Source organism: Flavobacterium sp. (genome assembly GCF_043760115.1).
Classification (GTDB): domain Bacteria; phylum Bacteroidota; class Bacteroidia; order Flavobacteriales; family Flavobacteriaceae; genus Flavobacterium.
This window is the reverse complement of record NZ_JAYUPK010000151.1, coordinates 1-13,040: the sequence shown is the minus strand read 5'-3', so window position 1 is coordinate 13,040 and position 13,040 is coordinate 1. Positions and strand designations below refer to the sequence as shown.

Sequence of the window (13,040 nt, the reverse complement as noted above, 5' to 3'; positions counted from 1 at the left end):
TTCACGATATGTTGGGAATGAATAATGAATTTAGCCCAAGATTTTTAAGACGATATTTAGATTTATACGATCAAATGACCAAGGCAATTGGAAATTATGTTGCCGATGTTAAAAGTCAAGATTTTCCTAATGCTGGTGAGCAATATTAGATAATTGTGATTTTACAAATAAAATTTATTTTATAATCAATATCTTTGTAGCTGATTTAAATTTTAAAATTATGACACAACTTATTTTTAAAAATGATTTAGAACAAAATAAAATTGATGCTTTATTACAATTTTTAAAATCTTGGAATATTGAAGCTGAATTAAAAACTGTTTCTAAAAAAAGAACCAATAAAAATACTTCGTTTTCACTTGCAACTGGAATATGGAAAGATAATCCTTTAACTGCTGAAGATTTAAGAAATAAATCTTGGAAAAAATAATCTCAACAAAATCTAATCTTCAAATTCTTCATGAAGACAATCACATTATTGTAATTAATAAACGTGTTGGCGATATTGTTCAAGGCGATAAAACTGGCGACAAACCATTATCTGAAGTTGTAAAAGAATACATAAAAGACAAATACAATAAACCAGGTGAAGTCTTTCTTGGCGTGGTTCACAGATTAGACAGACCAACAACTGGTATAGTAGTTTTTGCAAAAACAAGTAAAGCTTTAACAAGACTAAACGAACTTTTTAGCAACCGCGAAACTTTAAAAACCTATTGGGCAATTGTTAAAAATAAACCTGCTAAAAACGAAGATAAACTAGTTCATTATCTAAAAAGAAATGAAAAAAACAATACTTCTAAAGCACATTTAAAAGAAGTTCCAGATAGTAAACTAGCTTCGTTAGATTACAAAATTATTAAAGAATTAAATAATTATTTTGCTTTAGAAATAAATCTTCATACTGGAAGACATCATCAAATTCGTGCGCAACTTCAAGCAATTGGTTCTCCAATAAAAGGCGATTTAAAATATGGTTTTGATAGAAGTAATACTGATGGCGGAATTCATTTACATGCAAGAAAACTAAGTTTTATACATCCAGTTTCTAAAGAAAATATTACATTAATTGCTCCTACTCCAATTGATATTTTGTGGAATTTATGTTAATTATGTAACATAATATTGTATTTTTATAAATATTTAATTTTAGATATGAATAATTTTACAAAAAATATCTTATGAAAAACTCACTTTTTATTTTGGTTTTTATAATTACTTCCTATTCATTTGGTCAAGAACATTTTGCAGGAATTAGTACTTCTAGTAGAGTAGGAATTTTAAATGCTAGTAATAATCCAGCAGAGTTAGTAAATATGAAAAATACTTTTGAAGGAAGTTTACTAAGTACTAGTATTAATGTATCTAATAATAAAGTAGGTTTTAAAGACTTATTTTCAGATACTAGTTTAGAAACTATAATTTTTAAAGGTAATGATCCAGTAAATCTAAGAGCTGATGCAGAAATTTATGGACCAAGTTTTGGATTTAAATTTAAAAAATGGGCATTCGGAATTACTTCTAAAATTCAAGGAAAACTAGATATTGTAGATGTAGATCCTAAACTTGGAGATGCACTTGTAAACTCTGGTTTAAGTAATTTATTAGGAAGTTCTACATCAATTAGTAATGATTATAACCAAAGAATGAATGGAACAACTTGGGGTGAAATTGGACTTACAACTGCAACAAATTTAGTAAATAACGAAAGCTATAAATTTAGTGTTGGAGCAACATTTAAACTTCTTTTTCCAGGTTCGTATGCCAATTTAGGTTTAGATAAATTTAATGGAACTATAACGGCTAATACTCTTGGACAAGTAGATTTAAGAAATACAACTTCCAATTTAAACATTGCCTATTCTGGTGGTTTGGCTAACAGTTTTTCTAATTTTAATGATTATTCTAAATCTGTTTTTGGTGGATTAAATGGGTTTTCTGGAGATTTAGGAGTAAACTTTCAGTGGAAAGATGCATCAACAAAATCTAATAAATATAAACTAAACACAGGTTTATCTATTAAAAACATTGGTTCAATGACTTTTAAAGATGCTAATAATAATTCTACCAATTATAATTTATCTATTCAAGGAAGTCAAAGTTTAAATTTAAACCAATTTGAAAATGTTGATAATTTGCAGCAAATAGAAACCATTTTATTAAACAGTGGTTTTTTAACCAAAACAAATTCTAACAAAGATTTTAAAGTAAAATTACCAACAACTTTAAATTTATATGCAGATGTAAAATTAATATCTAAATTATACATTACAGGATTTTTACAACAAAAACTTAATGATAATAACGATAATGATCAAATAACAGTTCAAAACGTTTTTACTTTAACTCCAAGATTTACATCAGGAATTTTTGAAATTTTTGCTCCTTTTAATTCTAGTGAAATTTCTGGATTTACCTCTGGAGTTGGATTTAGAATTGGCGGATTTTATTTAGGTTCAAGCTCAATTGTAACTGCATTATTAAATGATTCTAAACAAGGTGATATTTATACAGGTTTTAGATGGGGATTTTTGTAATAATAATAAAACAATTACTAATAAACAAACCACTTAATTGCAATAAATTATAATTTTATATTTTTATTAAAAAAAAATGATTAAATTTAAAAAAATATTGTATTTAACTTTTTAGTTAGCTTTTTTTAGAATTTTTCTTATTAAAAATCAATTATAAGCTTTATTTTAACATATTGTTCAATATTTACTCTTTAACAAATATTAGTTTTAGAGTTAACATTAAAATAATCAATACAATTAACTCATTTTATTTTTCTTTGACCAATCTAATATATTATAAATGGTGGTTTATACTTTTAGTATTTACATTTTTTATTGCACTACTTTATAAAATTACTAACAGAACTAAAAAATTTAATTCAGAGTTTGTAAAAAATTATTCGCAAGAAAATTCTATTGTAGAACAAAGCAGATTATTCCTATTATATTTTGGAATAGTATTACCAGTTTCAGAAGTTATAATTGAAATTTTTAATGTTAGAATTTATAACAGTTTTACAATAAATATAATTGCTGGTTTACTACTAATACTGTATTACATTTTAAGCACAAAACTCGAATTTTTTAGAAAAAACACCACCAAATTTATAATCATAATTTTCTTCCTTTATAATCTTTTTATCATTTATAAGATAACAATTAATCCAAATGAAAAATTATTTATATTAGAATTTACTATATTACTATTTTTCTCTTTTAGTGTTTTTAACAAAATAAAATACTATTGGTTGTATTCGTTAAGCATAATTTTTACATTTTTAATATTACATATTTACCATTATATTCCACTAGATTTATTAATAATTTTGATAAATGTTATCATTGCAATTTCGTTAATTAATTATGCAAAATATATTTCTTTTTTAAACAATAATGATAAATTTCTTTTTGCAAATCAAATTGTAAACAAAGGAAATACACTAACAATTGCAACCAATAAAAAAGGAGAATTAACTTTTTGCAGTGAACAAATAAACGAACTTTTAGGATATACGCAAGAAGAAGTTCAAGGATTAAACTTTTGGAAATTAACTGATGATGCTACTTTTAATGCTAACGAATATTATAACAATTATAAAGAAGGAAGACTGTATACTAAAAAATTAAAAAGTAAAAACGGAGATTATAAATACTTTCAATTTAAAGACAAGCAATTCTCAGAAGATTTAATAATTAGCAACGGTCAAGATGTTACAGAGCAAGTTTCTATTCAAAATAAATATATAAATTTAGTAGAAAATGCGAAAGATATAATTTATGAACTTGATGCTACAGGAAACTATACTTTCGTAAATAAATATGCTAAAAAAACAATGGAGTATTCAACAGAAGAGCTTAAAAAAATGAATTTTTCAGAGTTAGTTCGTGTTGATTATAGAGAAAAAATTACTGAATTTTATGCAAATCCTCCAAGCGATTCTAACGAATATAAAACTGTAGAGTTTCCTGCGTTAACTAAATCTGGCAAAACAATTTGGCTGTCGCAAAATGTAATTATAAAAAGAAATGAGCGCAATAATATTATTGGATTTTCTACAATTGCTAGAGATGTTAGTTTAATTAAGACATTAGAAATAGATGAGATTAGACGTCAAAAAAAATCGAAACGTTACAACGAAGTTATTAAACAATTAACTGTAAAAAGTTTTACAAATCAAGAAGATTTTAATTCATTTATAAATTATTTATTAAAAATAATTTCTAAAACTGTAGATGTAAACAGAGCTAGTTATTGGAAATACGGCAAGCAAAATATTGTTTGTAAAAAATTATTTGAATTAAATAAAAACACATTAGAAGAAAATTTAATTATAGACAAAAATTCTTATCCAATTTATTTTGACGCAATAGAAAACGAAAATGTTATTGTTGCATCTAACGTTAAAAACAATAAAGATATAATTGAATTTGAAAACAACTATTTTGCTAAAAATGATATAAAATCGATATTACATACCGCAATTTTCTTAAACGGAAAATTAGAAGGAATTTTGTTTTTAGAATCCAATACTAAAATTAAAAATTGGGATAATGAAGACATTAATTTCTCTAAATCAATTTCAGATTTTATTGCAATTGCTGTTGAAACTAATACTAGAATTGAAGCTGAGAAAAGTTTGGAATATAAAAGTGAAATTTTAGTAGAAATTAATACAGTTACTAAAAATTTATTAACCAGTAAAAATTCTAACGAAATTATAGAAGGAATTTTAGAAAAAATAGGTAAAGTAACCAATGTAGATAGACTATCATTTTTTGAATATAACAACGTTGCTAAAATATTTTCTCAAAAATACAGATGGAATGCCCAAACTAATTCTTTAACCGAATTAAACGAAAAACTTTTAAATTTACCCGAAGATAATTTTACTTGGGTTTTAAATGAAATTCAAAAATTTAAAATATTTTGTTCTGTTGTAAATAAAATTCCAGATGAATCAATTAGAAATTTCTTTAAATCGTTCGGAATTAAATCACTTTTAATTTTACCTATTTATGTAAAAGAAGAAATGTATGGTTTATTATTTTTTGACGATTCTACCATAGAAAGAGAATGGTCTACAGATGAAATTATAATTTTAAGTTCACTTGCCAATAATATTTCAACATCTATAGAACGTAATATAAACGAGAAAATAATATTTGAAAGTGAAGAAAAATTTAAACTCATTGCCAACAATATTCCTGGAACGGTTTTCCTTTCTAAGTTTGACGAAAACTACACCAAAGTATATATAAATGATGAAATAGAAACCCTAACTGGTTATCCCAAAGAAGATTTTCTGTACAATAATTTATCATTTGTATCATTGATTCATCCAGACCAAAAAAGTAATATATTGGTTGAACAATACGAAAATTTAAACAACGGAAAACAAATAAATTCTAAATACCAAATTAAACGAAAAGATGGAAATTATGTTTGGATTGAAGAATATGCAGATGCTATTAAAAAAGAGGGTGAAATAGAATACATTGGCGGAATATTTATAGACATTACCAAACAAAAAGAAGCCGAAGACGCAATAAAAGCCAAAGATTATGCAGAAACTGCCAACAAAGCCAAGTCAGATTTTCTTGCCAATATGAGTCACGAAATTAGAACACCTTTAAACGGAATTATTGGCTTTACAGATTTATTAAAAAACACAAAACTCGAAAAAATTCAAAAAAATTATATGAATACCATCAATCAATCGGCACTTTCGTTGCTTGAAATTGTAAATGATATTCTAGATTTTTCTAAAATTGAATCAGGAAAATTAGAGCTTGACATTAAAAAATACAATCTTTTAGAACTAACATCAGAAGTAATTGAACTTATAAAATATGACTCTAATATAAAAAATATAAATTTACAATTAGACATTGAAAATGCCATTCCAAGTTATATTTACACTGACAGTCTTCGTTTAAAACAAATTTTAATAAACTTACTTAGCAACGCAGTAAAATTTACCGAAAACGGAAAAGTAACCTTGAAAATCTCAATTTTAGAGAAAATAGATTTTGAAAACTACAAACTTAGATTCTCTGTTGTAGACACTGGAATTGGAATTAAAGATGAATATCAAAAAATAATTTTCGATGCATTTTCGCAAGGAGACAATTCTACAACAAGAAAATTTGGAGGAACAGGTTTAGGACTTACAATTTCTAACCAACTTTTAGGTTTAATGAACAGCCAATTGCAATTAAAAAGCGAATATAAAACTGGTAGTGAATTTTATTTTGATGTAAATATTTTAACCACAATCAATCCAGATGAAGCTATTTATGCACCAATTATACACAAGCCAGAAAAAATAAATAGTGCTTTTGGACACGAAAATTATAAAATACTTTTAGTAGAAGATAACAAAATTAACATGCTTTTAGCCAAGACATTAGTAAAGCAAATAATTCCAAATTGCTCAGTTTATGAAGCTGTAAATGGTAAAGAAGCTGTAGAAAAATTCCAAATAATAAAACCCGATTTGGTACTTATGGATATTCAAATGCCATTTTTAAACGGCTATGAAGCAACAGCAGCAATTAGAAAACTAGAAATAGGAAAACACACACCAATAATTGCACTAACTGCTGGAACAATAATAGGCGAAAAAGAAAAATGTCTTGAAGCAGGAATGGACGATTACACATCTAAACCAATTATAAAAGAAATTTTTGAAGCAATAATTGTAAAATGGATTACCATTTAATTCAAAAAAAATTATATTTGTAATCTAATTTAACCCAACTAATTATGAAATGGATAGGAAATAGACAAAGTGATAATGTTGAAGACAGAAGAGGAATGTCTGGCGGAGGAAAAGCCGCAGTTGGTGGTGGTGGATTAGTAATAGTGTTTTTTCTTGTAAAAATGTTTTTTCCAGAAGCCGCACCTTTATTAGATACATTTCAGCAAAATCAAGCTGGTCAACAAACAGAACAAACCGGCGAACCAGTAGAATTAACAGCAGAACAAAAAGAAACTGGCGATTTTGCCAAAACAGTTTTTGCTTACACCGAAGATACATTTGGTAAAATATTTCAAGAAAATGGCTTGCAATACGAACAACCTAAAATGGTACTTTTTTCAGATGCAGTAGAAACAGCTTGTGGAAGCGCAACCGCAGCTTCTGGACCATTTTATTGTCCTGGCGACCAAAAAGTATATATGGATTTAGAGTTTTTTAAAGAATTAAAAACTCGTTTTGGCGCACAAGGTGGCGATTTTGCAACAGCTTACGTAATTGCTCACGAAGTTGGACATCACATACAAACAATACTTGGAACATCAAATAAAATGCGCCAAGCACAACAAGGATTATCGCAAGCCGAAGCCAATAAATTATCAGTTTGTCTAGAACTTCAAGCCGATTTTTATGCTGGCGTTTGGGCAAAATACAACAGCCAATACCTTGAAGCTGGCGATATTGACGAAGCACTTTCTGCAGCGCACGCAGTTGGCGACGACGCAATTCAAAGCAAAATGCAAGGTCACTTTCAACCAGACACGTTTACGCACGGAACATCAGAACAACGTAAATATTGGTTCAAAAAAGGATTTTCAACCGGCGATATGAATCAAGGAAACACCTTTCAAGATGCAGGTTTTGATCTATAGAAGCCAATCCAGCTAGCCGTTTCAAGAAAACACTACAAAGAAACATTTTTCAATAAAAAAAAGAGCTTCCGTTGGTCGCTCTTTTTTTTATGAAAAATTAGTTTCTTTCCAGCGTTTTGCTTTTCACTTTTATCTGGGCTAATTCGTAGTAATATTTGAAAATTTGCAACAATTAAAACCTCTTTTTTATCACATTCGCAAATCGAATATATTAAGTAAATATTTATAAATTGTTAAATCAATTTCAACAAATCAATTTATAAATTTGTTGCAACCAATTTATAAAATACCAAATGAAAGTAGGAATTAGCAGCATCACCTTTAACATACCCAAGTTACATTTACCAATAAAAGTACTAGCCGAAAACCGAAACATCGAACCAGAAAAACTTATAAAAGGTTTGGGTTTACACAAAATGAGTTTTCCAGATGTGCATCAAGATGTAGTAACATTTGCAACCAATGCAGTTTATAAATTACTACAAGATGAAAACCTGCAACCACAAGAAATTTCTAGAATTTATGTTGGTACAGAAAGTGGTATCGATGCTTCTAAACCCATTGCATCTTATGTTGTACAACTTTTAGAACAACAGTATGGCGAAAAAACATTTCAACATTGCGATGTAACCGACATTACTTTTGCTTGCATTGGCGCTGTAGATGCATTGCAAACCACATTAGATTTTATAAGATTAAATCCAACCAAAAAAGCCATAGTCGTAGCAACAGACAATGCCAAATACGATTTAAATTCTACTGGCGAATACACACAAGGCGCAGGAGCAATTGCAATGTTAATAGAATCCAATCCTAAAATTTTGGCATTTCCACAAGAATTTGGTGTTTCTACACAAGGTGTATTTGATTTTTTTAAACCAAGAAGGTATTTCTCTAAAGACGAAATTCTAAACACAACAGAAAATCCAGAATGGTTCGGAATTCTAGAAAACGAAGTTGCATTTTACAAAGAACAACCAGTTTTTGACGGACAATATTCCAATCAATGTTACATAAATCGTATTACTGATGCCTATTTTCATTATAAAAAAGTAACCAATCAAGAAGGCGCAATTTATCAAAACTGGCAAAACATTTTGATGCATCTACCCTATTGTTTTCAAGCACGAAGAACATTTGTAGAAATTTATGCCAAAGAAAATAATCTTACAGAAGATGTGAAAACCATTTCTAAAACACAAAACTATTTAGATTTTGTAACCAAGACTATTTTTCCATCAGAAATTGCTTCTGGACAAGTTGGCAATATGTATGCAGGTTCTATTTTTCTAGGTTTACTTTCTACATTATGTTATCATTTTCAACAAAATTCTAATTTAGAAAATAAAAAATTCGGGTTCATAGCTTACGGAAGCGGTTCAAAAGCCAAAGTTTTCGAAGCCGAAGTGCAAGAAAACTGGAAAGAAGCTGTTGCGAAAATCAACCTATTTCAATTTCTAGAAAACACCCACGAAATAGATTTTGGAACTTACATTAAACTTCATAAAAAAGAAAGAAAACAATCTGTTTTACCTGCTAAAAATGAGTTTTATTTGGGTTATATAGAGAAGGAAAATCCGCTTTTGGTTGGTGCTCGGTTTTATGGGTTTAGGTAGATAGATTTTGAAATAGTTTTTTGATAATTATCAAATAGTTAAAAACATTATTATTTTCAACGAAATCAAAATTTTTTAAAATCTTATTAGTGATTACTGTTATATCTGTTTTTATTAAGTTTGTAAAATATTTAGCTTTTTATATAGCATACAATATCTTTATATTTTATATATTTGAAAAACAAATTATTATTTTTATGTCAAAGTTGCAAATAACTGCAAATTTAGGATTTTCAAATCAAAAATTTCACGTTGGTCTTTCATTAGTAGAATTTAATGAAGATGACGTTGTTATTATATATTCACCTGCATTGGATTTAAGTGGTTATGGACATTCTGGTGAAGAAGCCAAAAAATCTTTTTCAGAATCGTTGCATGAGTTTTTTAGATATACACATAATAAAAACACTTTAAACAAAGTTTTAGAAGATTTAGGTTGGTCAATTAAAGGCACAAAGAAAAAACCTAAATTTAATCCACCTTTAGATTCAGATTTGGTAACTTCAAATTCATTATATAATGAAATTGTAAATAATAAAAGTTACAAAGTTTCAAGAGAAGAAGTAGAATTTGCCTTTTAAATTCTATGTCTACAAAGCATTTAAGAAATATTCCTCTCAAATTATTTAGAGACTTTTTAACTGAAAAAGGTTGTTCTTGCAACAGAACAAATGGTGGTCACGAACATTGGTCAAGAATAGATTTATTAAGACCAATAACATTGCAATCTCACATTGATCCAATACCTGAATTTATTATAAAAATGCATTAAAACAAATAGGACTTACCAAAAAAGATTTTACAGATTGGATATAAATTTTTGTTTAAAAAATCAACTTATTTCAATTTCTAGAAAACACCCACAAAATAGATTTTGGAACCTACGTTGCAGTTCATAAAAAAGAAAGAAAACAATCTATTTTACCTGCTAAAAATGAATTTTATTTGGGTTATATAGAGAAGGAAAATCCAGTTTTGGTTGGTGCTCGGTTTTATGGGTTTGGGTAGATAAATTTTTATTTGGCAATTTTTCCAATACCGTTAATCATCGTCTGATTTATCTTAATAGGTATTAATTCTATTCTAAAATTAAATCTTTACTAAAAGAATTTCCTTTTCTTAATTTTTCTAATAGCCGAATCAAGTCTCATTTGGTTAGCAGTAGAAGATAATTCATAATTTGTAGCCATTAAAGAATTGTATTCTTCAAGAGACATTATTACAATTCCCAAATCTTTCCTCTATTTATAATTAGTGTTTCAAAATTTTTAGAAACCTTATCAAAATAGGTTTTAATGTCTTTTCTAAAATCTGAAATATTTGTAACTATCATGATTAATAATTTTATACAAATTTATGTACACTATTTTGTAAAATAAAAGATTTTACGTTAAAGTATTTTGATAAAATAACTTTAACAGTTGCGAAAAATATATTTAATTACAAATACTTTATTCTTCATTATAATATTTGTGTAATAAGTTCAACATATCTTGATGTGCAGCCAAGCCAAGTAAATTTCGAAACATTGTTGTTATTTCAAATTTCTGCTTGTAACCTTTATTCTCAAAAACTTGAAATTCAGGAATTACGTGACAAGTTGCTAAATAAGAAACTTCAGAATGAACACGTCCAATTGTGCTACTATCATTATCATTATAAAAGTCAATATCTGATTTTGCTCCTTGTTCTAATAATTTTTTTGCTTCAACAAAATCGAAACACTCAACTCGATTATATAATTTTACATCAATTTCTTTAAATCCTTGTTCTATAAAATAAGATATTGGATCACCGATAACTTCGTTGTTGTCATCAGGGTCGTTTGGATCATCGCAATAGAAATAATCCCAGTAATCATTATACTCAATAAGTTTAATACTATTTTTTTGTCCGATTTCTATTTCCCAAAAATCTAACATCTGTTTGGTTCGTTGTCTAATTTTTTCAATAAGTGGCATTATTTCGTCTCGCCATTCAGTATCAAACCATATTTTTTGGTTGAATAAAGTTAAATTTTTAAGGTCAAAATTCGTATTTCCATCAATTAGAAATTTTTCTTTTTTTGAATATATTTCTGGATTTTCATTCTTGAAAGCAATAATTTTTTTTAAATCGTTGAAATATATAGCAAGAAATAAATCTTCTAATTTTTTATTTTCTTCTTCATTTGGAAAATTAGTTAAAATGGTTTCCATAATTAATTTAGTTCTTTAAGAAATCGTTTATTACCGTTTTCTTTTTCTTTGGCTTTTGGGTTGTAAATAAATCGGCAGTATATTTTTCGTATAACTCGAATAAATATACCATTCTGTTGGCTTCGCTGGTAAAAGCAACGCTTCTGTATGCCAAATCTACGGCTTTGTCTAACTCGTTATGTGCTTTTATTAATGCTGGTGGCATTGTTAAATTTCCGTACAAGTCGGCTAATGAACTGTTTGGGAAACTCAACCGAACATCTAAAACTTTCTGTGTTTTTTCTTCAATAGTTGCAATTTGCATTTCAGTTGGGCTTTCTGGAAATGGATAATTATTATATACTGACGGTGAATAACTTATTCTACTTTCAAGTCTTCCTGAGACATATTTTACCCACGTGTTATGAATTTTACTGGATAAAACACCAAAAATATATAAAGAAGCATTTGGAATAATCTGTAACTTATTACTACAAATTATATCAGGTGAAAGAAAACCAATCGGAATGTAACTTCTGTTTTCTGAACTAACTTCTGGCAGTGCTAAATAACTTGTTTTTGGTTGTCTATCTTGTGTAAATAAAGTTGGGAAATTTGCATAGTCTTGAACTGATGGTGTTGGACTTCTCAAACGACTTTTCTTTACTTGTAAAATTCTTAGCTGCACTAAATGCAAATTCTTTAAAACATTAGGCTCTATTTCTTTCAACCACAAACAATATCTTTCTTTTGAATACAGGAATTCATCTGCACCCCAAAATTGTTTAATAAATTTTTCTGATAAAGGTTCTTTTAAAATTAAATCTGCTTTTTCTTCTTTTGTAAGTATAAGATTTCCACCATCAGTAGGTTGGCTACCTTTAAACATTTCAGGGAATTGATGAATTGGTTTTCCTCTTGATACTATAAAAATATCTTTAGCATCGACTAAAAAAGCATTTATATTTTTTGCTTTTATTTCACTTGCTGTACCATTAATATCTTCGTATTCAAAAATACTTTTATTAGTGGTATTAAAACTTGCAAAGCCGATAATTACAACGTGAACACCTGCGTTTCCTTTTGCTTCATTGTTCCACTTAAAAGTTCTATGCGCAAAGTGAATTTTAATGTTGTATTGTGTGAATAGTTTATCCCATAATATACTAGTCTGTTCTCCTTGAACAATGGAATTTGTTGAAACAAACGCAACTTTAATTGTTGTACCCTGAATAAATTTTGCAGCTTTTAAATACCAAGCTGCAACGTAATCCAATCTTCCGGCTCGTTTAAATTCACCAAAAACAATTTCCATTCCTTTTTTTTGTACATCATTTCTCCATTGATGACCAATAAATGGTGGATTTCCTAAAATATAAGAAAGTTTATCTTTTGTAATTACAGTTTCCCAATCGACTTCGAGTGCATCTCCGTGAACAATATTTGCAGACTTTTTGAGTGGCAAACGTGCAAAATATTGTCCAAACTCGTTACTAATTTGCATATTCATTTGGTGGTCGATGAGCCACATTGCAACTTCGGCAATTCGAGCCGGAAATTCTTCGTACTCAATTCCGCCCATCATATCGACATCGAGCCA

Annotated in this window: 11 protein-coding genes and 1 pseudogene; 9 read left to right on the top strand and 3 right to left on the bottom strand. The window is 27.9% G+C overall.

Annotated elements, in window-relative coordinates:
* From ACH2BC_RS13035 to ACH2BC_RS12995, 9 genes are all read left to right on the top strand, one after another.
* Positions 1–149 (top strand): 3-methyl-2-oxobutanoate hydroxymethyltransferase (locus tag ACH2BC_RS13035; protein ID WP_395054441.1); only part of this gene is annotated, 149 nt, incomplete at its 5' end.
* A 71-nt stretch (positions 150–220) separates the two neighbouring features.
* Positions 221–430, top strand: a complete 210-nt coding sequence (locus ACH2BC_RS13030) for a hypothetical protein (RefSeq protein ID WP_395054439.1) — start codon at positions 221–223, stop codon at positions 428–430.
* Positions 415–1,110: an RluA family pseudouridine synthase gene (locus ACH2BC_RS13025; RefSeq protein WP_395054440.1), complete on the top strand. Its 696-nt coding sequence runs from the start codon at positions 415–417 to the stop codon at positions 1,108–1,110. Before ACH2BC_RS13030 ends, ACH2BC_RS13025 begins: the two co-directional genes overlap by 16 nt.
* Before the next feature lie 71 nt (positions 1,111–1,181).
* Positions 1,182–2,537: a hypothetical protein gene (locus ACH2BC_RS13020; protein ID WP_395054438.1), complete on the top strand. Its 1,356-nt coding sequence runs from the start codon at positions 1,182–1,184 to the stop codon at positions 2,535–2,537.
* A gap of 257 nt (positions 2,538–2,794) precedes the next feature.
* Positions 2,795–6,739, top strand: coding sequence for a PAS domain S-box protein (locus tag ACH2BC_RS13015; RefSeq protein ID WP_395054437.1), 3,945 nt, complete (start codon positions 2,795–2,797; stop codon positions 6,737–6,739).
* 44 nt (positions 6,740–6,783) lie between these two features.
* The gene (locus tag ACH2BC_RS13010) at positions 6,784–7,647 is read left to right on the top strand and encodes a neutral zinc metallopeptidase (protein ID WP_395054436.1); all 864 of its coding nucleotides are present in this window, start codon (positions 6,784–6,786) and stop codon (positions 7,645–7,647) included.
* 293 nt (positions 7,648–7,940) lie between these two features.
* Positions 7,941–9,263 (top strand): hydroxymethylglutaryl-CoA synthase family protein, encoded by a 1,323-nt coding sequence (locus ACH2BC_RS13005; protein WP_395054435.1) that lies wholly within the window; start codon positions 7,941–7,943, stop codon positions 9,261–9,263.
* 197 nt (positions 9,264–9,460) lie between these two features.
* A complete protein-coding gene (locus ACH2BC_RS13000) occupies positions 9,461–9,844 on the top strand; it encodes a hypothetical protein (RefSeq protein WP_395054434.1) in 384 nt (127 codons plus the stop codon).
* Positions 9,845–9,849: 5 nt separating this feature from the next.
* Positions 9,850–10,035 carry a type II toxin-antitoxin system HicA family toxin gene (locus ACH2BC_RS12995; RefSeq protein WP_395054433.1) on the top strand — a complete coding sequence of 62 codons (186 nt, stop codon included), beginning with the start codon at positions 9,850–9,852 and terminating at the stop codon, positions 10,033–10,035.
* A gap of 306 nt (positions 10,036–10,341) precedes the next feature.
* Here the strand turns inward: ACH2BC_RS12995 and ACH2BC_RS12990 are convergent.
* The 3 genes and pseudogenes from ACH2BC_RS12990 to ACH2BC_RS12980 all read right to left on the bottom strand — a co-directional run.
* Positions 10,342–10,596, bottom strand: a pseudogene (locus ACH2BC_RS12990) (type II toxin-antitoxin system Phd/YefM family antitoxin).
* A 118-nt stretch (positions 10,597–10,714) separates the two neighbouring features.
* Entirely contained in the window at positions 10,715–11,461 is a 747-nt protein-coding gene (locus ACH2BC_RS12985) for a hypothetical protein (RefSeq protein ID WP_395054432.1), read from the bottom strand.
* Between the two features lie 7 nt (positions 11,462–11,468).
* The coding region (locus ACH2BC_RS12980) for a DNA methyltransferase (RefSeq protein WP_395054431.1) at positions 11,469–13,040 on the bottom strand (1,572 nt) is incomplete at its 5' end.